Source organism: Burkholderia sp. MS389, from assembly GCF_016899425.1.
Lineage (GTDB): Bacteria > Pseudomonadota > Gammaproteobacteria > Burkholderiales > Burkholderiaceae > Burkholderia > Burkholderia sola.
This window is the reverse complement of the sequence record NZ_CP045994.1, coordinates 3,493,206-3,513,044: the sequence shown is the minus strand read 5'-3', so window position 1 is coordinate 3,513,044 and position 19,839 is coordinate 3,493,206. Positions and strand designations below refer to the sequence as shown.

Sequence of the window (19,839 nt, the reverse complement as noted above, 5' to 3'; positions counted from 1 at the left end):
CGGCGCCGCGCGCGTTACAGCACGTAGCGCGACAGGTCTTCGTCCTGCGACACTTCGCCGAGTGCGCGGTCGACATACTTCGCGTCGATCGTCACGCGCTCGCTCGCATGGTTGCCCGCCGAGAACGACACTTCCTCGAGCAGTTTCTCGATCACCGTGTACAGCCGGCGCGCGCCGATGTTCTCGGTTTTCTCGTTGACCGCGAACGCGATCTCCGCGAGACGGCGGATGCCGTCGTCGGCGAATTCGAGCTGTACGTCTTCGGTCGCGAGCAGCGCCTGGTACTGCTTGACGAGGCTCGCGTCGGTCGCGACGAGGATCGCTTCGAAGTCGTTCACCGACAGCGAATCGAGTTCGACGCGGATCGGGAAGCGGCCCTGCAGTTCCGGAATCAGGTCGCTCGGCTTCGCGAGGTGGAACGCGCCGCTCGCGATGAACAGGATGTGATCGGTCTTCACCATCCCGTACTTCGTGTTGACCGTCGTGCCTTCGACGAGCGGCAGCAGGTCGCGCTGCACGCCCTGGCGCGACACTTCGCCGCCGCTGCCTTCGTTGTTGCGCGACGTGATCTTGTCGATCTCGTCGAGGAACACGATGCCGTTCTGCTCGACGTTCTGCACGGCCTTCGTCTTCACTTCCTCTTCGTTCAGCATCTTCGCCGCTTCCTCGTCGGTCAGCAGCTTCAGCGCTTCCTTGATTTTCACCTTGCGGCGCTGCTTCTTGCCGCTGCCGAGGTTCGAGAACATCGAGCGGATCTGCTCGGTCATCTCTTCCATCCCGGGCGGCGCCATGATGTCCATGCCGACCGACGGCTGCTCGAGGTCGAGCTCGACTTCCTTGTCGTCGAGCTGGCCTTCGCGCAGGCGCTTGCGGAACGTCTGACGGGTTGCGTTGTTGTCGTCGTTCGCGTGCTCGGCATTGCCGCCGAAGCCGACCGCGCGCGGTTGCGGCAGCAGGATGTCGAGGATGCGGTCTTCGGCCTGGTCGGTCGCCTTGCTGCGCACCTTGCGCATTTCGGATTCGCGCGTCTGCTTGACCGAGATCTCGATCAGGTCGCGCACGATGCTGTCGACGTCGCGGCCGACGTAGCCGACTTCGGTGAACTTGGTCGCTTCGATCTTGATGAACGGCGCATCGGCGAGCTTCGCGAGGCGGCGCGCGATTTCGGTCTTGCCGACGCCCGTCGGCCCGATCATCAGGATGTTCTTCGGCGTGATTTCCTGGCGCAGCGGCTCGGCGACCTGCTGGCGGCGCCAGCGGTTGCGCAGCGCGACGGCGACGGCCTTCTTCGCCTTCGCCTGGCCGATGATGTGCTTGTCGAGTTCCGAGACGATCTCGGCAGGGGTCATGGTGCTCATGGGGCTGTCCTTACTCGATCGTTTCGATGATGCGGTTGTGGTTCGTGTAGATGCACATGTCGCCGGCGATCCCGAGCGACTTCTCGACGATCTCGCGCGGCGACAGCTCGGTGTTCTCGACGAGCGCGCGGGCCGCGGCCTGCGCGTACGCACCGCCCGAGCCAATCGCGCAGATCCCGCCTTCCGGGTCGAGCACGTCGCCATTGCCGGTGATCACGAGCGTGGTGGTCGCATCGGCCGTGATCAGCATCGCCTCGAGGCGGCGCAGCATCCGGTCGGTGCGCCAGTCCTTCGCGAGCTCGACGGCCGCACGGGTCAGGTTGCCCTGGTGCTTCTCGAGCTTCGCCTCGAAGCGGTCGAGCAGCGAGAACGCATCGGCGGTGCCGCCCGCGAATCCGACCAGCACCTGGTTGTTGTAGATCCGCCGCACTTTCCGCGCGCCACCCTTCATGACGATGTTGCCGAGGGTTACCTGGCCGTCGCCGCCGAGCGCGACCTTGTCGCCGCGCCGGACCGAAACGATGGTCGTGCCGTGAAATTGCTCCATCTGCGTTCCTTGAGAAAAACGGGGGAAGGCGGGGGCGCGGGGCGCCGCCGCGTAAATCTCGCAGTGCGCCGGGAAGCGGCCCGGCGCGCGTCCGTTTCATTTTAGGGCGGGCGCCGGGATATCAAGAGGGGAAGGCAAATCGGCCGGCGGCCGGGAATCGGTGCCGGAAAAACAAAAAGCGCGCGGCAGGCCGCGCGCTTTCGGGAAGCAGCGTGTTTGAGCGGAATGCCGCCCGATCAGTCGCCGAACAGCTTCTGGCGCAGCTCGCGGCGCTCCTGCGCCTCGAGCGACAGCGTGGCGGTCGGACGCGCGAGCAGGCGCGGAATGCCGATCGGCTCGCCGGTTTCCTCGCACCAGCCGTAATCGCCGGAATCGATGCGGGCGAGCGACTGCTGAACCTTCTTGAGGAGCTTGCGTTCGCGGTCGCGCGTACGCAGCTCGAGCGCGTGCTCTTCCTCGATCGTCGCGCGGTCGGCGGGATCGGGGACGATCACCGTCTCGCGCAGGTTCTCGGTCGTCTGGCCTGCATTCTTGAGGATGTCCGCCTGCAACTGTTCGAGCCGATTTTTGAAGAAGGCGAGCTGATCCTCATTCATGTAATCCTTGTCGCTCATCTTCAGGATTTCGGCTTCGGTCAAGAGTTTCTTCGTCATCTGCTTGCTTCTTCAATGTGCGGCAAATCGAGAGATATTGCCTGCACTTTGGGATTACCCGCAACCGCGTTTGCATTCATTTGCGATTTGCCGCCGCGGGGCCGAAAGCCTCTGGAAACCGGTTCTCAAATACCAGGATAGGCCTGGCGCGGAGTTGTGCGCGCTGCGAACCGGTGTGCTGCGCGGCACATCGCATCGGCCGCGGCCGGGAGGCGGATGGGCGATCCGGCGCGGTTGCGATGCCCGGAAAACTGGTTCAGCAAGAACCGGGCCTGTTTGTTGCCGTACTCCAGCGGGCACGTATTGTAACTGAATCGCAAGCGGGCGCCGTATCGGGTCGATCCCCGTCGGCTGCGCCAATATCTAGAAAATATAACGCGCAAATCGCGAAAAAGCGATGACGGCGAAACCCTGCCCGAAAAAGGCGCCGCGCGGCGGCCGCCACCGCCCGGGCTGGCGGCCGGGCGGCGGGGCGCGGCGGGCGCCCGCGCGGGTCAGGCGAGGCAGGCGTCGAGGCCGTCGGTGATCAGGTCCTGCGGCAGGTCGACGCCGATGAACACCATCTTGTTGGTCTTCTTCTCGACCGGCAGCCACTTCGCCGCGAGGTCGCTGCCCATCATCTGGTGCACGCCCTGGAACACGACCTTGCGGTCGACGCCCTTCATGTACAGCACGCCCTTGTAGCGCAGCATCCGCTCGCCGTAGATCTGCAGGATGCCGCCGAGGAAGTCTTCCAGCTTGTTCGGGTCGAACGGGCGGTCGTTGCGGTACACGAACGACTTGATCTTGTCGTCGTGGTGCGCGTGGTGGTGGTGATGATGGTGGCCATGGTCGTGATCGTGCGCGCATTGACCGTGATCGTGGTCGCAATTCGCGTGATCGTGATCATGGTCGTGATCGTGGTGAGCGTGCGCGTGATCGTCCTCGGCGAGGAAATCGGGATCGATCTCGAGCTTCGCGTTCAGGTTGAAGCCGCGCAGGTCGAAGATTTCCTTGATGTCCGCTTCGCCGAAATTCACGACCTTGATCGCGGCCTTCGGGTTCATGTGCATCAGGCGGTGCTTGAGGCCCGCGACAGTCTGGTCGTCGACGAGGTCCGACTTCGTGATGAACAGGCGATCGGCGAAACCGACCTGGCGCTGCACGACCTCGTGTTCGTCGAGCTGCGCGTTCGCGTGCTTCGCGTCGACCAGCGTGATGACCGCGTCGAGCAGGAAATCGTCGGCGATTTCGCTGTCGATGAAGAACGTCTGGGCGACGGGGCCCGGGTTCGCGAGGCCGGTCGTCTCGATCACGATGCGGTCGAAGTCGAGCTTGCCTTCGCGCTTCTTCGCGGCGAGATCGCCGAGCGTGCGCGCGAGGTCGCCGCGGATCGTGCAGCAGATGCAGCCGTTGCTCATCTGGATGATCTGCTCGTTCGAATCCTGGATGAGGATTTCGTTGTCGATGTTCTCTTCACCGAACTCGTTCTCGATCACGGCGATCTTCATGCCGTGCTGTTCGTTCAGGATGCGCTTGAGCAGCGTCGTCTTGCCGCTGCCGAGGAAGCCGGTGAGGATGGTGACGGGAGTGGCCATGTCAATCGCCTGTGGTTCGTGAATCGGGGTCAAAACAGGATGTGCGTCGCGCCCTCGCGCTGCGAGCCGGGGCGCACAACCAACAATTGAAACATACCTGTCAAGTTCCCGCCCGTCGTCCGGACGACAGGCGGCAACGCAGCGCCGCCAATGGGACGGGCGCGGTTGTCCGCGCTAGATCGGGGCGATCAGACGATTTGCAACAGCAGGCCCTTCAGATATTCGCCTTCCGGGAACGCGGCGAGCAGCGGATGATCGACGCCCGCGCCGAGCCGTTTCAGGATGCGCGCGTCGACCTTCGCGTCGGCGGCCGCGCCCGCGACGATCTTCTGGAACAGGTCCATGTCGATCGCGCCCGAGCACGAGTACGTGAACAGCAGGCCGCCCGGACGCAGCAGCTTGAAGCCGCTCAGGTTGATGTCCTTGTACGCGCGCGCCGCACGATCGACGCTGTCGCGCGTCGGCGCGAACTTCGGCGGATCGAGCACGATCAGGTCGAAACGCTCGCCTTCGTCGACGAGGCGGCGCAGCGTCTTGAACGCATCGGCGTCGAGCCAGGTCGCGCGTTCGGCGTCGAAGCCGTTGGCGACGACGTTCTGCTGCGCGAGCGCGAGCGCATCGCCCGACGAATCGATCGATACGACGCGTTTCGCGCCGCCCTTGAGCGCTGCGAGCGAGAAGCCGCCCGTGTAGCAGAAGCAGTTCAGCACGTCGCGGTCGGCCGCGTACTGCGCGACGAGCGCGCGGTTGTCGCGCTGGTCGACGTAGAAGCCCGTCTTGTGGCCGTTCGGCACGTCGACGTGATAGCGCACGCCGTTTTCGTTCGCGATCAGCGTCGCGGGCGGCGCGTCGCCGGCCAGTACGCCGGTCGTCTGTTCCAGCCCTTCCTTGTCGCGGATCGACACGTCCGAGCGCTCGTACACGTTCGGGCAGCCGGTCGCGCCGGTGAGCGCCGCGACGATCGCGTCCTTCCACGCTTCGACGCCCGCGGCCATGAACTGGCAGACGAGCTGGCCGCGCGGCGCGGCGCCGGCTTCGGCGGTATCCGCGACGTAGTAGTCGACGACCAGCCCCGGCAGCCCGTCGGCTTCGCCGAACACGAGCCGCACCGCGCCCGTGCCCGACACCATCGTCGTGCGGTGCGCGACCGCGCGCTGCACGCGGCGCTTGAAGAACGCGTGATCGATCGGCTCGTGCTCGTCGAAGCTCCACACCCGCACGCGGATCTGCGACTGCGGGCTGTACGCGCCGCGCGCGAGGAAGCGGCCGTCGTGCGCGCGCACGAGCACGGTCGCGCCGGGCGCGGGCTTGCCGTCGACGCGGTCGATCGCATTGGCGTAGATCCACGGATGGCGGCGCAGCAGCGATTTTTCCTTGGACGGCTTGAGGGTGACGGTTTGCATGATGAGATCGAAATGGGCCGCGCGCGACGCCGGCCGGTGCCGGCCGCCGCGCGCGGCGGGTAACACGGGGCGCGCGTCAGTCGCGCTTCTTCGCGCGCGGATGCGCGCTGTCGTAAATCTTCGCGAGATGCTGGAAGTCGAGCGACGTATAGATCTGCGTCGCGGCGACGCTCGCGTGGCCGAGCAGTTCCTGCACCGCGCGCAGGTCGCCGCTCGACTGCAGCACGTGCGTCGCGAACGAGTGGCGCAGCACGTGCGGGTGGACGTTGGCGGGAATGCCGGCGGCGAGCGCCGCGCGCTTCACGCGCTCGCGCACGACGCCCGGCGACATCCGGTTGCCGCGCACCGACACGAACAGCGGATGCGGATCGTGCTTCACGAATTCGTCGCGCACCGCGAGCCACGCGTTCAGCGCGTCGATCGCCTTGTGGCCGACCGGCACCTTGCGCTCCTTGTTGCCCTTGCCGCGCACGGTGACCTCGGCTTCGGCGAGGTCGAGCCAGCCGGCCGAGCGGTAGCTGTCGGCCTGCGTGTACCGGACGTCGAGCCCGACCAGCTCGGCGAGGCGCAGCCCCGACGAATAGAACAGCTCGAGGATCGCGTGATCGCGGATGCCTTCGGTCGTGTCGGGCAGCGGCGTATCCATGAGCGTGACCGCATCGTCGACCGACAGCGCTTTGGGCAGCGATTTCTCGCGTTTGGGCGCGCGGACCCCGGCGACGGGATTCGCGGGCATCTCGACGCGCTGCGCGAACCAGCGATAGAACGCACGCCATGCGGAAAGCCGGTGCGAGATCGAGCGCGCGGACAGCCCGGCCGCGTGCCCGCGCACGACCGCGCCGCGCATGTCGGCGGCGGTCAATGCGTCGAGCGGCCGGCCGGCCGCGAGCTTCTTCAGTTCGTCCAGTTCGTGCGTGTACGCGCGCAGCGTGTGTTCCGACAACTGCCTGACATGCTTCAGGTTCGACAGGTAGGCGGCGATCGGATCGTCGGTCATCGCGTGCGGCGGATCAGTGCGGCAGCAGGCGCGTGAGCGCGGCGCTCGCGAGCGTCGCGATCTGCGCGAGGAAGTCGGTCGCCATCCCGTCGTGGAAGCGGCGCGGATCGGGCGAGCCGAGCACGAGCAGCCCGAACGCGGGCGCGTCGTTGCCGGCGAGCGGCGCGCGCAGCGCGAGCAGCGCGACCGATGCGGCCGCACCGTCGCCGGCCGGCGCGGCTTCGGCGCCTTCCGCCGCGCTCGCGGCCGGGGCGGCGAGCGCGGGGGCGAGCCACTGGGCGGCCTCGAAGCCCGTGTTCGCGCCGCAGTACGGCGTCGACAGGCCGTTCGCGAACAGGCGCACTTCCTCGCCGACCTGGCGGGCGAAATCGGCTTGCGCGTAGGTGTCGGCGACGTCCCACACGCGCAGCGCCGTCTGCGGCACGTCGAACACGTCGGCGATGCCGTCGGCGATCGTGCGCGGCAGCGCGTACGGATCGCGTTCCGCGATCACGCGCGCGGTCCAGCGGCTGAACTTCGCGGACAGGCTGTCGTTCTCGTGGCCGTAGCGCACGAGTTCGGCGAGCCGGCGCTCGAGATGCTTGTTCTTGTCGCGCAGCATCTCCATCTGCCGCTCCTGCAGCGAGATCGCGGCCTTGCCGTGCGGGTTCGCGAGACGGATCGTCGCGAGCAGCTCGGCGTGCTGCGCGAAGAATTCGGGATTGGCGAGCAGGTAGTCGGCGACTTCGCGATCGTTCATGTGGCTGGCGCGTTCAGTTATCAAGGACGTTGCAGGGTCAGGCGTTCAGGTCGATCTCGCCTTCGAACACGGTCGTGGCGGGGCCGGCCATCATCAGCGCGGCGGCTTCGTCGCGCGCGCCGTCCCAGCCGATCGTCAGCGTGCCGCCGTGGGTGTGCACGGTCACGGGCGAATCGAGCAGGCCGCGCCGGATGCCGGCCGCGACCGCCGCGCATGCGCCGGTGCCGCACGCGAGCGTCTCGCCCGCGCCGCGTTCGTACACGCGCAGCTTCACCTCGTGGCGCGACACGATCTGCATGAAGCCGGCGTTCACGCGCTGCGGGAAGCGCGCATGGCGCTCGATCAGCGGGCCTTCTTCCAGCACCGGATACGCCTCGACATCGTCGACGACCTGCACCGCGTGCGGGTTGCCCATCGACACCGTCGAGATCCAGCGCGTCGCGCCGCCGACGTCGAGCGGCCACAGCGTGTCGTTGCCTTCCTTGCGGCCGTCGAGGCCCGTCGCGCCTGGACCGGCCGTATCGAACGGCACCTGTGCCGGCGCGAACACGGGCGCGCCCATGTCGACGACGACTTCGCCGTTGTCCTGCAGCGTCAGCGTAATCAGGCCCTTCATGACCTGCACGCGCACGCTGCGCTTGTCGGTCAGGCCGCGGTCGCTGACGAACTTCACGAAACAGCGCGCGCCGTTGCCGCAGTGTTCGACCTCGCCGCCGTCGCAATTGAAGATCCGGTACTTGAAATCCGCGCCGTCGACGGTCGGCTTCTCGACCAGCAGCAACTGGTCGGCGCCGATGCCGAAGTGGCGGTTGGCGAGCGCGCGCACCTGCGCGTCGGTGAGCGGCGGCAGCGCGCGCGAATAGCCGTCGAGCACGACGAAGTCGTTGCCCGCGCCGTGCATCTTGGTGAACGAGAGTTTCACTGGGTCCGGAATTCCATGGCGAACAAGGCGGTCGGCACGACACGGACGGCCGCCGGCCATGCCGGGCGGCCTCGTTCGTCGTGCTGATCTCAACCGCAAATGATACATGCAGCCGACGGGGGCGTCCCGCGCGGGCGGGGCCGCGCGTCCGTCGTGCAGATGGGAAGGGGCGCTATTTGCCGATCGGCCGACTGGACATGGCGTTGCGGCTCGAGGCGTGGCTCGGCGAGGAAAACGGGGGAAAGGCCGATCTGTGGCTCGCGCAGCAGTCGGCCTACGATCTCGGGCAGGCGCGCGCGAAGGGTGCGCCGAAGGTGGCGAGGGCGCAGGCGCGCGCATGGCGGCGCACCCGCGAACGTCGCGGCAGGGTCAGTACAGGCTCGGCTCGCCGGGCGGGCGCGTCTTGAAGCGCTTGTGCACCCAGTAGTACTGCTCGGGCATCAGCGGAATCTGTTCCTCGAGGAATGCGTTCATCCGCCGCGCGTCGAGATCGTCGTCGCCGGTCGGGTAGTGATCCCACGGCTTGAATACCTTCAGACGGTAGCCCTTGTAGTTCGGCAGCACCTCGCCGATGAACGGCACGACCTGCGCGCGGCCCGTCTTCGCGAGCCGGCCGACGGCCGTCAGCGTGCAGGCCGGCACGCCGAAGAACGGGACGAACGTCGAGTTGCGCAGCCCGTAGTCCATGTCCGCGCCGAGCATCACCGGCTTGCGGTCGCGCAGCCAGCGCAGCACGACGCGCGCGCTGTCCGCGCGGCCGACCATCTCGGCGTCGAAGCGCCCGCGCGCCTTCTTCGCCTCTTCCTCGAGCACCGCGTTCGAGAACGGCTGGTAAAGCGATCCGCAGCGGCGGTGCAGCGACCGGTTCAGCCAGATCGAACCGGCCTCGATGCCGACGAAGTGCAGGCCGAGGAACAGCGTCGGCGGCAGGTCGGGATCGTCGAGATCGACCGCGCTGTCGACCTGGATCAGCTTCGCGAGCTTCTTCTCCGAGCCGAACCACTGGACGCTGCGCTCGACGTAGCTGCGGATCGCATGACGGAAATGCTGGCCGGCCACTTCCTCGCGCCGTTCGTCGCTCCAGTCGGGGAAGCAGAGTTTCAGATTCGTATGTACGATGCGCTTTCGCCGGCTGGGGATCTGATACAGCAGCCAGCCGAGGCCATCGCCGAACCGTGCGGTCAGACCGTACGGCAGCAGGGCGAGCAGCTTCAGCAAGCCGATGGCGAGGTGCGTGCCGAGGCGGCCTAGCATGCGGAATCTCCGTGGGGCCGGCTGGCCGGCACGTTGCGAACAGGGTGGTAAGACAGCGGAAGATGCAGCACGGGCGGCGCTCTGTGACAATTCAGGAAAGCCGCTATAATACGGGCTTCGCCGAGTTAACTGACAACTTGCGGGGCGAAGCCGGCTGGCGCGACACACGCTGCCCGGTCCTGGTAATCCGCTAAAGCGTCGCCGCTTCAGGCCCAACGAAGCTGGCTACGTGAAACCAACCGTAACCACACAGGAGCCTGAAAAAGTGGCAAACGATTATCTCTTCACGTCCGAATCCGTCTCCGAAGGCCATCCGGACAAGGTCGCGGACCAAATCTCGGACGCGATTCTCGACGCCATCCTCGAGCAGGACAAATACTCCCGCGTTGCGGCCGAAACGCTGTGCAACACGGGTCTCGTCGTGCTGGCTGGTGAAATCACCACGACGGCCAACATCGATTACATCCAGATCGCGCGCGATACGATCAAGCGCATCGGCTACGACAACACCGACTACGGCATCGACTACAAGGGTTGCGCGGTGCTCGTCGCGTACGACAAGCAGTCGCCGGACATCGCGCAGGGCGTCGATCGCGCGCACGACGACAACCTCGACCAAGGCGCGGGCGACCAGGGCCTGATGTTCGGCTATGCGTGCGACGAAACGCCGGAACTGATGCCGCTGCCGATCTACCTGTCGCACCGGCTCGTCGAGCGCCAGGCCAGCCTGCGCCGCGACGGTCGCCTGCAATGGCTGCGTCCGGACGCGAAGTCGCAGGTCACCGTCCGCTACGTCGACGGCAAGCCCGATTCGATCGACACCGTCGTGCTGTCGACGCAGCATGCGCCGGACATCGAGCTGCCGGCGCTGCGCGAAGCGGTGATCGAGGAAATCATCAAGCCGACGCTGCCGGCCGACCTGATCAAGGGCGACATCAAGTTCCTCGTGAACCCGACCGGCCGGTTCGTGATCGGCGGCCCGCAAGGCGATTGCGGCCTGACCGGCCGCAAGATCATCGTCGATACCTACGGCGGTGCCGCACCGCACGGCGGCGGCGCGTTCTCGGGCAAGGATCCGTCGAAGGTCGACCGTTCGGCTGCGTATGCGGGCCGCTACGTCGCGAAGAACATCGTCGCGGCCGGCCTCGCGTCGCGCGCGCTGATCCAGGTGTCGTACGCGATCGGCGTGGCCGAGCCGACCTCGGTGATGGTCAACACGTTCGGCACGGGCCGCGTGTCGGATGCGGTGATCACGAAGCTCGTGCGCGAGCATTTCGATCTGCGTCCGAAGGGCATCATCAAGATGCTCGACCTGCTGCGCCCGATCTACGAGAAGACGGCAGCTTACGGCCACTTCGGCCGCGAAGAGCCGGAATTCTCGTGGGAAGCGACCGACAAGGCGCTCGTGCTGGCCGAAGCGGCCGGCGTGGAGCCGACGGCACGCGTCGCGTAAGCGTCGTCCGCCTGAAATGAAAAACCCCGGCCAGGCCGGGGTTTTTTTTATGGGTTCGATCGCCGGGGCAACGGTGGCGATCGGGCGGACAACGCCCGCCGGGCGCCCGCTCAACGCGCGCCGAACCCGAACCAGCCGTTGCTGGCCGCGAGGCGGCGCGGGCGGTTGATGCGGCGCTGCGGGCCGAGCTTGCGGCGCAGCGCGAGCGCGCGCAGCGACGACGGCTTCTGCAGCAGCGAGCGCAGGCCGGCGCGGCGAGCGAACGCCTGCGCGCTCATCATCGAGAAAAACGCGTGGAACCACGCACGGATGCCGTCCAGCCGGCTGTGCGGGTGCGTACGTTCGGCCAGCGCCTGCGTGCGTGCGCGATGATGGCGCAGCGAGCGGACAGGAGCGGGCGACACGACGCGCTTGGCAGTGCGGTTGAAACGGGAAGTCAGACGGAATGGCATGTGAACGATGCTTCGCTTGTATGGGTGGCGCCCTGCAGAGCACACTGGTATGAACGGCCTCGGATGACGCAACGGATCTTATCGAAACCCGTTGCGCGCCGCGCCCGCCAGAATTGACAGGCCGCGTCAGGCTACAGGGGATTCATGACGCGCAAAAGTCGCGATAAACCCTTGTGCCGCAACGCGTGTGCCGCATACCGCCTGTCGCTGAGGCAGGCGCCGCGTCGCACAGTTCCCTTGCGCTGGATCAAATCCGCGATTGGCATGCCCCTGCGCACGACAATGGCGCTGTTCGTGGTATCCGGCGCCGATTTACAATCGTCACATTCACACAATAAACGTCTGGCATCCCATGTCGTCTCCATTGCAGTCGGAATCGATCCGCGCGCAAGTCGCGGAATTGCGCGAGCGCGGCTTCGTCGTCGCGCGCGGCCTCGTCGGCGAAGCGCAGTGCGCGGCGCTCAGGCAGATCGCGGAGCGCCAGTTGCGGGAGGCCGCCGAGCCGATCGAGTTCGAGGCCGACCTGCGCTATCCGGGCGCGCCCGAGTCGAAGCATGCGCCGGGCGGGCATACGGTGCGACGGCTGCTCGATGCGTATTCGCGCGATCCGGCGTTCGCCGCGCGCGCGATCGCGCCCGAGATCGGCGCATGGATGCGCGAGTATTTCGGTGAAGAGCCGGTGCTGTCGCGCGCGCATCACAACTGCATGATGACGAAGCACCCGGCGTACGGCAGCCTGACCGGCTGGCATCGCGATTTCCGCTACTGGGCGTTCGAGCGCCCGGACATGGTCTCGGTGTGGCTTGCGCTCGGGCCGGAAACCAACGAGAACGGCGCGCTGTGGCTGGTGCCGGGTTCGCATACGGCCGAATTCGGGCCGGAAGCGTTCGACGACGCGAAGTTCTTCCGCAGCGATCTGCCGGAAAACCGCAGGATGATCGACGCGGCCACGTGCCCGTCGCTGCAGACGGGCGACGTCGTGTTCTTCCACAGCAACACGCTGCATTCGGCCGGGCAGAACCGTTCCGACCAGGTGAAGTTCTCGCTCGTGTACACGTATCACGGCGCGAGCAACCGGCCGCTGCCCGGCACACGCTCGGCGTCGAAGCCGGAAGTGCCGTTCTAGGTTCGGATCGGACGGGCGGCGACACCGCGGCGGTCACGCGATGCGGCGCATCGCGGGCGTTTGAAGCAACGGGCGGCCTGGCCGCCCGTTTCGTTTGACGCGGCCCGAGCCGAGCGACGCGGGCCGTTCGTATGTCGCGCGGCGGCGCGCTCAGCGCTTGCCGCCCGGCATCGCGAGGCCGATCAGGCCGACGAACGACGCGACGGCGCCGCCGACGATCAGCAGGATCGTCTTCGTCGCCGGCGAGCCGGTGAAGAAGCGCGACACGTTGTCGTTGATCGAATGGAACGACTGGCCGCCGAAATACAGCAGCACGACGCCGCCGACGAGCAGTGCAACCGAGATGACCCGGGACATACCAACCTCGCTGAAACGGTGATTCGAGACGCCGCAGTGTAGGCGAGCGCCGCGGTCGCGTCCATCGTCGTGCCGCCGTGCACGATCCGGCCGCTTTCGCTACCATAGTCGTCGTATGACTTCTTCGCCGCCGTCGCGCCATGGGCGCGGCCGGCGCGCGTCCCTTCCCCCGATGTCCTGACGGAACAGACTCATGGCCTACGAAGCAGCTTCCGAACGTTATGCCGGCATGCAATACCGCACCTGCGGCAAATCCGGGCTCCAACTGCCCGCCCTGTCGCTCGGTCTGTGGCACAACTTCGGCGATTCGACGCCGATCTCGACGCAGCGCGAGATCCTGCGCACCGCGTTCGACCTCGGCATCAACCACTTCGACCTCGCGAACAACTACGGGCCGCCGTACGGGAGCGCCGAAACCAACTTTGGCCGACTGCTGAAGGAGGATTTCCGGCCGTATCGCGACGAGCTGCTGATCTCGACGAAGGCCGGCTGGGACATGTGGCCGGGGCCGTACGGCAGCGGCGGCGGATCGCGCAAGTACGTGCTGGCGAGCCTCGACCAGAGCCTGCAGCGGATGGGGCTCGACTACGTCGACATCTTCTACTCGCACCGTTTCGACGCACATACGCCGCTCGAGGAAACCGCCGGCGCGCTCGCGTCGGCGGTGCAGCAGGGCAAGGCGCTCTACATCGGCATCTCGTCGTACTCAGCCGCGAAGACGCGCGAGATGGCCGCGCTGCTCGCGCAATACAAGGTGCCGCTGCTGATTCACCAGCCGTCGTACAACCTGCTGAACCGCTGGATCGAAGAGGATCTGCTCGGCACGCTCGACGACGTCGGCGCGGGCAGCATCGCGTTCACGCCGCTCGCGCAGGGTTTGCTCACGTCGAAGTACCTGAACGGCGTGCCGGCCGACGCGCGCGTGAACAAGCCGGGCGGCGGCTCGCTGAAGCAGGATCACCTGAGCGCGGACAACCTCGAGCATGTGCGCAAGCTCAACGCGATCGCCGAACGGCGCGGCCAGAGCCTTGCACAGATGGCGCTGGCGTGGGTGCTGCGTAACGGCCGCGTGACGTCCGCGCTGATCGGTGCGAGCCGGGCCGAGCAGGTGCGCGAGAACGTCGGTGCGTTGAAGAACCTCGAATTCTCCGCTGAGGAACTCGCGGAGATCGATCGTTACGCGACGGAAGGCGGCATCAATCTGTGGGAAAAGCCCTCCACGGATCAGGCGATCTGATCGAAAGTCGATACGGGATGCGAAACATCGCGTGCCGTATCGGTCACGCGCAGGCAGTCCGTCGCGTCGCTGCGGGGCAGCGACGCACGTCACGCGCCGATGGCGCTAGATCAGCGCAGGCAGGCCTTCAACGAGCAACACAGCGACGCCGACGCCGAGAATGACGCCGAGCACGCGCAGCAGGTTGTGACGGAATTGTGTGGCGCATGGCACCGCGCCGAGAAATAGCGCTCCGGCCAGCGCCATCGGAATCAACAGAATGAAGTCGCCGATCGTGAAATAGGTCGTCATGCGTGTCTCCAGTGTCGGCCGAAGTGGGCGCTTCAGTGCTTGCCTAGCGGCTCCATCCCTGCGGGATATCGGCCCGAAACGGCACGCGTGCGCTCACCCCGGTCCCATGCCGGGTGTTTCTAGTGGGTCCGGCCCGTCGTACGCGGGCCGGTCAATTCGAGTATAGGCAACCGGCGGCGTTTTTCGCTATCCGAACCATTAAAAATCAGCGGAAAGCCTCGGGAATCCCGCGGTTTTCGCGCAAACAAGACGAACGCCTTGCGCGTATCTTTCCCGTTCCTTTCGATTTTCGCGGAATCGTCGTATGTGTCCGATGCGGGCCGCCGCACCCGCGGGCGCGGCGGCCCGCCCGCTCACGCGCGGTCGGGTTGCGGGCGGCCGGCCGGCGCGCGAAACACGAGCGCGAGCCCCGCGATGATCGCGCCCATGCCGGCGAGCGCGAGCGGCTCGGGCCGGTTGCCGAGCCACACGGCGTCCATCAGCGTGGTGACGACGGGCACGAGATAGAACAGGCTCGTCACGTTGACGAGATCGCCGCGCTGCATCAACCGGTAGAACAGCAGTTGCGCGATCACCGAGATCACGATGCCGAGCCACAGCAGCGGCACGACGAACGCCCAGCTCATATCGAACGACACCGGCCGGAACGGCACGATCGCGACGCACAGCGCGAGGCCGATCGCATTCTGCAGCGGCAGCACGTCGGCGGGCGCCGCGCGGACGCGCTTTTGCAGCAGCGAGCCGACGGTCAGCGCGACGAGCGCCGTGAGCGCGCACGCGACGCCGGCAGCCGACAGGCCGCCCGTCCCGCCGCTCACGCCGCGGCCGACGACGAGCGCGAGGCCGGCGAGCGATAGCGCGAGTCCCGCGATGCGCACCGGTTGCCAGCGACGCTCGACGATCGCGAGCGTGAGGATCGGCTGCACGCCGAGGATCGTCGCGAGCACGCCGGGCGCGATGCCGCGCTCGAGCGCGAGCAGGTAGAAGATCGAATAGCCGCCCATCATCAGCAAGCCGGTCAGCGCGGCCATGCGCCGCTCGCCGCGCGGCGGCAGCCAGCGTTTGCGCATGAACGCCAGCGCGAGCAGCACGAGCGATGCGAGCGCGAAGCGGGCGGTGAGAAAGGCGAACGCGGACGCGTGACGCAGACCGAGTTCGGCGAAGATCGCGCCGCTGCTCCACAGCAGTACGAAGAGCGACGTCGCGCCATGCGCGGCGAGCGCGCGTTTGAACGAAACCATGTGAATCCACCTGTCGAACGGATCGAAACGTTCCATTCGCGCGCGCGGCAACACGTCGTGCGTCATGACGCACGTACCTGTGACCAACGGGGCGAATGGAAGACGAAAACGGATGCCGGCGAGTCAGCCGGCGCGTGCCGCCGAAGGGGGCGGCGCGGCGCAGACGAGCGGCGGTGCGACAGGGGGAGGAAGGACCGACGGATGCGCGCACGCCCGCGGCCGCGAGTCGAACTGCGGCCGGGATTTTGCGAGGGCGGACGTGAGCGGATACATCGTGTCGGAGTGCGGTTGAACGCGAATGAAAGGTTAAGGTACCGCAAGGCAGCCATCGAACGCAACTGCTGTCGGCGGCTGCATATCGCGAGCGACATGTCGCGCCGATGCAGGCCGATGCCGGTGCGCGCGCAAGCGTTCGACGAACGGTGGATAGCGATCGGCATGCGATGCGCGCGACGTGATTCCGGTCGGCCGCGCGAAGTGTTCCGATGATTCCGCAGCGGCGAAGCGAAGCGGCACGCGCGTTGCGTCAACATGCGCGCGCGGCGGCGCCGGGCGGTTTCGGTGGGCAGTCACATTCGACAGGGTATGATGGGGGTAACCGGGCGGGCAAGTACGTGCCCGACGCAGTGGTTGATTGGAGACATTCGACGAATTCGCGGCACTTCGCCTGCTTCTTCTTCTTTTCGCGCTTCGATAAACCGTGAACAATGGGATCACGCGCAACGCTCCGCCGAGAGCGGCGCGGATCGTGCATTTGCCGGCTCGCCAGCGGGCCGGGTTTCAAGATTCAAGAGTGGGGAACCATCATGCATATCGGGTCGATCGTCTGCACTACCCATATCGCGGTGCCGAAGGGCGCGCGCGGCATCGTCCAGCGCATCCTGGGCGACATGGCCATGGTGACCTGGTACGCGGGCGTGCCGGGTGAGTCGAAAGAACTCAACACCGAGCCTTTCTTTCTCGAGGACCTGATCGACACCGGCGAATCCGTTCTGCCGGCCGGCGCGGCGCTTCACTAAGGCTCGTCTTTCGGTCCGGCTGGCGGCACAATGCGGGGCATGACAGACGCCACTTCCGCTCCCGCTTCCTCCGCCAGCCCGCCGTTCGCCGGCCTCACGCCCGAGTGCGTGCTCGACGCGCTCGACAGCGTGCTGATGCCGGCCGGCCTGCGCACCGACGGGCGCCTGCTCGCCCTCAACAGCTACGAAAACCGCGTCTACCAGGTCGGCATCGAAGACGGCCCGCCGGTCGTCGCGAAGTTCTATCGCCCGGCGCGCTGGTCCGACGACGCGATCCTCGAAGAGCATGCGTTCGTCGCCGAACTCGCCGCGCGCGAGATTCCGGCGGTGCCCGCGCGTGCCTTCAACGGCCGCACGCTGCATGCGTTCGACGGCTTCCGATTCTCGATCTTCGAGCGGCGCGGCGGCCGCGCACCCGATCTCGACCGCAGCGACACGCTCGAATGGCTCGGCCGCTTCATCGGCCGCATTCATGCGGTCGGCGCGACGCAGCCGTATGTCGCGCGTCCCGTGCTCGACATCGCCACGTTCGGCTACGAGCCGCGCGACTACCTGCTCGCGCACGATTTCATTCCGGATGACGTAAGACCGGCGTACGAGACCGCGGTCAAGCTCGCGCTCGAAGGCGTCGAGGCCGCGTTCGAGCGCGCCGGAGAGATCCGCCTGCTGCGCACGCACGGCGACTGTCATCCGAGCAACGTACTGTGGACCGATGCCGGCCCGCATTTCGTCGACTTCGACGACAGCCGGATGGCGCCGGCCGTGCAGGATCTGTGGCTGCTGCTGCCGGGCGATCGCGAAGGCGCATCGCGCGCGCTGGCCGACCTGCTCGCCGGCTACGAGGATTTCTGCGAATTCGAGCCGCGCGAGCTGCATCTGGTCGAAGCGCTGCGCACGCTGCGGCTGATCCACTATGCGGCGTGGCTCGCGCGGCGCTGGGACGATCCCGCGTTTCCGGCCGCCTTCCCGTGGTTCAACACGCATCGTTACTGGGAAGCGCGCGTGCTCGAACTGCGCGAGCAGATCGGCGCGATGCAGGAAGGGCCGCTCTGGCCCGTGTGACGTGTGGCGGCTGCATGCGCGGCATCCATGCCGCGCGGCAGCTTCGCCGGGGCCGCGGCGCGACGCGGCCCGCCCCCTCAGAACTTCAGCATCAGCTTGATCAGCGCGGCGAAGCGCTTGCCGTACGGCGGTGCGAGCAGGTTGCGCGCGTTCAGCCGCGCCTGCGTGAGCACCGGCTTCATCTTCGAGAACGTCACGAAGCCGTCGTAGCCGTGATACGCGCCCATGCCGCTCGCGCCGACGCCGCCGAACGGCAAGCTGCCGCACGCGATGTGCATCAGCGTTTCGTTGATCGACACGCCGCCCGAGACCGTTTCGCGCATCACGCGGTCGATCGTGCCGCCATCCTCGTCGAACAGGTATAGCGCGAGCGGACGCGGGCGCGCATTGACGTACGCGATCGCTTCGTCGAGCCGTTCGTACGGCACGAGCGGCAGCAGCGGCCCGAAGATTTCCTCCTGCATCAGTGGCGACGCGGCCGGCACCTGCGTGACCGCGCACGGCACGAAGCGGCGCGACACCGGATCGGACTGCGCGTCGGACAGCGGATGCAGCTGCGCGCCGGCGGCCTGCGCATCGCTTGCCAGTTGCTGCAGGCGTGCGTAGTGACGCGGCGACACGATCGTCGTGTAGTCGCCGTTGGTCGACAGGTCCGGATACAGCTTCGCGAAGCGGGCCCGCGCGCGTTCGATGAACGCGCCTTCCATGCCGCGCGGCAGCAGCACGTAGTCGGGCGCGATGCAGGTCTGGCCGGCGTTCAGCGTCTTGCCGGCGACGATCGCGTCGACGGCCGCGTCGAAGCGCGCATTCGGGCCGACGATCGCCGGCGACTTGCCGCCGAGCTCCAGCGTGACCGGCGTGAGGTTGTCGGCGGCCGCGCGCATCACGTGGCGGCCGACCTGCGTCGAGCCGGTGAACAGCAGATGGTCGAACGGCAGTGCGCTGAACGTGGCGCCGACTTCCGCGTCGCCGTTCACGACCGCGACGTGGTCGCGCGTGAAGGTCTTGCCGATCAGTTGCTCGAACAGCGCCGACGTGCGCGGCGTCAGTTCGGACATCTTGATGATCGCGCGGTTGCCGGCGGCGAGCGCGCAGATCAGCGGGCCCGCGGCGAGCAGCACCGGGTAGTTCCACGGCACGACGATGCCGACCACGCCGAGCGGTTGCGGAATCACCTTCGCGCGCGCCGGCCGCAGCCACTTGTTCATCGGCTTGCGGATCGGCTTCATCCAGCGCTTGCCGTGCGTCAGCGCATCGTCGATCTCTTCCTTCGCCATCCAGATTTCCGACAGCAGCACTTCCTGCTTCGCGCGATGGCCGAAATCGGCGCTGATTGCGTCGGCGAGCGCATCCGCGTGATCGATCAGCATCGTGCGCAGCGCGCGCAGGTGCTGCGCGCGCGTGTCCCATGCCGGGTACGGTGCGCGCAGGTACGCCGCGCGCTGGTCGTGCAGCAGCGACGTCAGCGCATCGACCGACGGCAGTGCTTGCGGGGCCAGTTCGGGCAGGTCGTTCTTCATGTCGTCTCCTCCAGTTGGGCCTGGCTGATCGGCCGGCCGTCACGCCGCACGCGCACGCTCGGCGAGCGCGGCGACGCGGATCGGGTGATGCGTGTCGCCCGGCGCGGGGCCGGATGCGACGGGTGCTCGAAAACCGGTTTCAGCACGCGGCAAGCGTCGTATCCGCGCGACGGTGTCCGCGTCCGAACGTCGTGCCGCACGGCATGCGCATACGAGCCGATACGGTGACGCGCGGGCACGCGATGCCGTCTCGCGATCGTCTGCCGGTGTACCGCGGCGGCGCAGCGCGACAGATCCGCGGCGGTGGCTCGCCGCGGATCGTTCGGCGGCGGCGACACACCGTCCAAACGGTCGGCGACGACACGTGCCGTTCGATTTCGACCGACTGCGCGCATGGCGCCGTGCATCGTCGCGCGGGCCGCCGTTTGAAATGAAATGCGGACCGCGCGCGTGACCGCCGGATCACCCGGTCGGCACGCGGCCGGCAGGCGTTGGCGCTGCATCGTCGTTCCTCCCGTTTCGCGACGAATCGGCTTCTCGTGGCCGGTGCATCGCGCGACGCGACTCGATACATCTTAAATTTAGTTCACGCGGGCGTTTAGAGGAATCGCTCTTGAATCGGCGCGCCGCG

At 67.1% G+C, this 19,839-nt stretch carries 20 protein-coding genes and 1 pseudogene; 6 read left to right on the top strand and 15 right to left on the bottom strand.

Annotated elements, in window-relative coordinates; all coding sequences use genetic code 11:
* Positions 1-14 precede the first annotated feature (14 nt).
* The 8 genes from hslU to dapF form a co-directional block, all read right to left on the bottom strand.
* On the bottom strand, positions 15-1,358 hold the full coding sequence (hslU, locus tag GJG85_RS16335; RefSeq protein ID WP_050017933.1) for an ATP-dependent protease ATPase subunit HslU: 1,344 nt from the start codon (positions 1,356-1,358) through the stop codon (positions 15-17).
* 10 nt (positions 1,359-1,368) lie between these two features.
* Positions 1,369-1,905 carry an ATP-dependent protease subunit HslV gene (hslV, locus tag GJG85_RS16330; RefSeq protein WP_006477497.1) on the bottom strand — a complete coding sequence of 179 codons (537 nt, stop codon included), beginning with the start codon at positions 1,903-1,905 and terminating at the stop codon, positions 1,369-1,371.
* Between the two features lie 236 nt (positions 1,906-2,141).
* Positions 2,142-2,558, bottom strand: a complete 417-nt coding sequence (gene dksA, locus GJG85_RS16325; RefSeq protein WP_006477498.1) for an RNA polymerase-binding protein DksA — start codon at positions 2,556-2,558, stop codon at positions 2,142-2,144.
* A 494-nt stretch (positions 2,559-3,052) separates the two neighbouring features.
* Positions 3,053-4,135, bottom strand: a complete 1,083-nt coding sequence (locus GJG85_RS16320; RefSeq protein ID WP_204383474.1) for a GTP-binding protein — start codon at positions 4,133-4,135, stop codon at positions 3,053-3,055.
* A 188-nt stretch (positions 4,136-4,323) separates the two neighbouring features.
* On the bottom strand, positions 4,324-5,538 hold the full coding sequence (locus tag GJG85_RS16315; RefSeq protein ID WP_050017945.1) for a class I SAM-dependent rRNA methyltransferase: 1,215 nt from the start codon (positions 5,536-5,538) through the stop codon (positions 4,324-4,326).
* Between the two features lie 76 nt (positions 5,539-5,614).
* Entirely contained in the window at positions 5,615-6,535 is a 921-nt protein-coding gene (gene xerC, locus GJG85_RS16310) for a tyrosine recombinase XerC (RefSeq protein WP_204383472.1), read from the bottom strand.
* A gap of 13 nt (positions 6,536-6,548) precedes the next feature.
* Entirely contained in the window at positions 6,549-7,274 is a 726-nt protein-coding gene (locus GJG85_RS16305) for a DUF484 family protein (RefSeq protein ID WP_050017936.1), read from the bottom strand.
* 37 nt (positions 7,275-7,311) lie between these two features.
* Positions 7,312-8,256: a diaminopimelate epimerase gene (gene dapF, locus GJG85_RS16300; protein ID WP_080334404.1), complete on the bottom strand. Its 945-nt coding sequence runs from the start codon at positions 8,254-8,256 to the stop codon at positions 7,312-7,314.
* A gap of 134 nt (positions 8,257-8,390) precedes the next feature.
* Here dapF and GJG85_RS35005 point away from each other — a divergent pair.
* Positions 8,391-8,603: pseudogene (locus GJG85_RS35005) on the top strand (hypothetical protein); the annotation flags it as partial.
* On the opposite strand, the gene lpxL reads toward GJG85_RS35005, so the two are convergent.
* Positions 8,566-9,450 (bottom strand): lauroyl acyltransferase LpxL, encoded by an 885-nt coding sequence (lpxL, locus tag GJG85_RS16295; RefSeq protein ID WP_089488908.1) that lies wholly within the window; start codon positions 9,448-9,450, stop codon positions 8,566-8,568. The pseudogene GJG85_RS35005 and the gene lpxL overlap by 38 nt on opposite strands.
* Positions 9,451-9,715: 265 nt before the next feature.
* Between lpxL and metK the strand changes: the two genes are divergently transcribed.
* Positions 9,716-10,903 carry a methionine adenosyltransferase gene (metK, locus tag GJG85_RS16290; protein ID WP_050017940.1) on the top strand — a complete coding sequence of 396 codons (1,188 nt, stop codon included), beginning with the start codon at positions 9,716-9,718 and terminating at the stop codon, positions 10,901-10,903.
* Positions 10,904-11,013: 110 nt separating this feature from the next.
* On the opposite strand, the gene GJG85_RS16285 is transcribed toward metK, so the two are convergent.
* A complete protein-coding gene (locus tag GJG85_RS16285; RefSeq protein WP_050017941.1) occupies positions 11,014-11,355 on the bottom strand; it encodes a hypothetical protein in 342 nt (113 codons plus the stop codon).
* 352 nt (positions 11,356-11,707) lie between these two features.
* Here GJG85_RS16285 and GJG85_RS16280 point away from each other — a divergent pair, with 352 nt between their 5' ends.
* Positions 11,708-12,481, top strand: coding sequence for a phytanoyl-CoA dioxygenase family protein (locus GJG85_RS16280; protein ID WP_050017942.1), 774 nt, complete (start codon positions 11,708-11,710; stop codon positions 12,479-12,481).
* Between the two features lie 150 nt (positions 12,482-12,631).
* On the opposite strand, the gene GJG85_RS16275 is transcribed toward GJG85_RS16280, so the two are convergent.
* Positions 12,632-12,838: a DUF3185 family protein gene (locus GJG85_RS16275; protein WP_006477510.1), complete on the bottom strand. Its 207-nt coding sequence runs from the start codon at positions 12,836-12,838 to the stop codon at positions 12,632-12,634.
* A gap of 193 nt (positions 12,839-13,031) precedes the next feature.
* Here GJG85_RS16275 and mgrA point away from each other — a divergent pair, with 193 nt between their 5' ends.
* Positions 13,032-14,075, top strand: a complete 1,044-nt coding sequence (mgrA, locus tag GJG85_RS16270) for an L-glyceraldehyde 3-phosphate reductase (RefSeq protein ID WP_089488907.1) — start codon at positions 13,032-13,034, stop codon at positions 14,073-14,075.
* Positions 14,076-14,180: 105 nt separating this feature from the next.
* Here mgrA and GJG85_RS16265 read toward each other — a convergent pair whose 3' ends face one another.
* The gene (locus GJG85_RS16265; RefSeq protein ID WP_006482800.1) at positions 14,181-14,366 is read right to left on the bottom strand and encodes a hypothetical protein; all 186 of its coding nucleotides are present in this window, start codon (positions 14,364-14,366) and stop codon (positions 14,181-14,183) included.
* Positions 14,367-14,719: 353 nt separating this feature from the next.
* Entirely contained in the window at positions 14,720-15,607 is an 888-nt protein-coding gene (locus GJG85_RS16260) for a DMT family transporter (RefSeq protein ID WP_050017949.1), read from the bottom strand.
* Positions 15,608-16,413: 806 nt separating this feature from the next.
* Between GJG85_RS16260 and GJG85_RS16255 the strand changes: the two genes are divergently transcribed.
* Positions 16,414-16,626: a hypothetical protein gene (locus GJG85_RS16255; RefSeq protein WP_006477514.1), complete on the top strand. Its 213-nt coding sequence runs from the start codon at positions 16,414-16,416 to the stop codon at positions 16,624-16,626.
* Between the two features lie 39 nt (positions 16,627-16,665).
* Positions 16,666-17,688: a serine/threonine protein kinase gene (locus tag GJG85_RS16250; protein ID WP_080334409.1), complete on the top strand. Its 1,023-nt coding sequence runs from the start codon at positions 16,666-16,668 to the stop codon at positions 17,686-17,688.
* Positions 17,689-17,765: 77 nt separating this feature from the next.
* Here the strand turns inward: GJG85_RS16250 and GJG85_RS16245 are convergent, their stop codons facing one another.
* Positions 17,766-19,208: a coniferyl aldehyde dehydrogenase gene (locus GJG85_RS16245; protein WP_050017947.1), complete on the bottom strand. Its 1,443-nt coding sequence runs from the start codon at positions 19,206-19,208 to the stop codon at positions 17,766-17,768.
* The gene (locus GJG85_RS16240; RefSeq protein WP_204383471.1) at positions 19,205-19,711 is read right to left on the bottom strand and encodes a hypothetical protein; all 507 of its coding nucleotides are present in this window, start codon (positions 19,709-19,711) and stop codon (positions 19,205-19,207) included. Before GJG85_RS16240 ends, GJG85_RS16245 begins: the two co-directional genes overlap by 4 nt.
* Between the last annotated feature and the right edge of the window lie 128 nt (positions 19,712-19,839).

What these genes read in the sequence shown, in the direction of transcription:
- GJG85_RS16250 (WP_080334409.1), top strand. Translation starts at nt 16,666, where the DNA reads ATGACAGACGCCACTTCCGCTCCCGCTTCCTCCGCCAGCCCGCCGTTC.
- GJG85_RS16315 (WP_050017945.1), bottom strand. Translation starts at nt 5,538, where the DNA reads ATGCAAACCGTCACCCTCAAGCCGTCCAAGGAAAAATCGCTGCTGCGC.
- GJG85_RS16280 (WP_050017942.1), top strand. Translation starts at nt 11,708, where the DNA reads ATGTCGTCTCCATTGCAGTCGGAATCGATCCGCGCGCAAGTCGCGGAA.
- GJG85_RS16275 (WP_006477510.1), bottom strand. Translation starts at nt 12,838, where the DNA reads ATGTCCCGGGTCATCTCGGTTGCACTGCTCGTCGGCGGCGTCGTGCTG.
- GJG85_RS16240 (WP_204383471.1), bottom strand. Translation starts at nt 19,711, where the DNA reads ATGCAGCGCCAACGCCTGCCGGCCGCGTGCCGACCGGGTGATCCGGCG.
- GJG85_RS16245 (WP_050017947.1), bottom strand. Translation starts at nt 19,208, where the DNA reads ATGAAGAACGACCTGCCCGAACTGGCCCCGCAAGCACTGCCGTCGGTC.
- mgrA (WP_089488907.1), top strand. Translation starts at nt 13,032, where the DNA reads ATGGCCTACGAAGCAGCTTCCGAACGTTATGCCGGCATGCAATACCGC.
- GJG85_RS16255 (WP_006477514.1), top strand. Translation starts at nt 16,414, where the DNA reads ATGCATATCGGGTCGATCGTCTGCACTACCCATATCGCGGTGCCGAAG.
- hslV (WP_006477497.1), bottom strand. Translation starts at nt 1,905, where the DNA reads ATGGAGCAATTTCACGGCACGACCATCGTTTCGGTCCGGCGCGGCGAC.
- GJG85_RS16265 (WP_006482800.1), bottom strand. Translation starts at nt 14,366, where the DNA reads ATGACGACCTATTTCACGATCGGCGACTTCATTCTGTTGATTCCGATG.
- GJG85_RS16305 (WP_050017936.1), bottom strand. Translation starts at nt 7,274, where the DNA reads ATGAACGATCGCGAAGTCGCCGACTACCTGCTCGCCAATCCCGAATTC.
- GJG85_RS16260 (WP_050017949.1), bottom strand. Translation starts at nt 15,607, where the DNA reads ATGGTTTCGTTCAAACGCGCGCTCGCCGCGCATGGCGCGACGTCGCTC.
- GJG85_RS16320 (WP_204383474.1), bottom strand. Translation starts at nt 4,135, where the DNA reads ATGGCCACTCCCGTCACCATCCTCACCGGCTTCCTCGGCAGCGGCAAG.
- GJG85_RS16285 (WP_050017941.1), bottom strand. Translation starts at nt 11,355, where the DNA reads ATGCCATTCCGTCTGACTTCCCGTTTCAACCGCACTGCCAAGCGCGTC.
- dapF (WP_080334404.1), bottom strand. Translation starts at nt 8,256, where the DNA reads ATGGCCGGCGGCCGTCCGTGTCGTGCCGACCGCCTTGTTCGCCATGGA.
- xerC (WP_204383472.1), bottom strand. Translation starts at nt 6,535, where the DNA reads ATGACCGACGATCCGATCGCCGCCTACCTGTCGAACCTGAAGCATGTC.
- lpxL (WP_089488908.1), bottom strand. Translation starts at nt 9,450, where the DNA reads ATGCTAGGCCGCCTCGGCACGCACCTCGCCATCGGCTTGCTGAAGCTG.
- dksA (WP_006477498.1), bottom strand. Translation starts at nt 2,558, where the DNA reads ATGACGAAGAAACTCTTGACCGAAGCCGAAATCCTGAAGATGAGCGAC.
- hslU (WP_050017933.1), bottom strand. Translation starts at nt 1,358, where the DNA reads ATGAGCACCATGACCCCTGCCGAGATCGTCTCGGAACTCGACAAGCAC.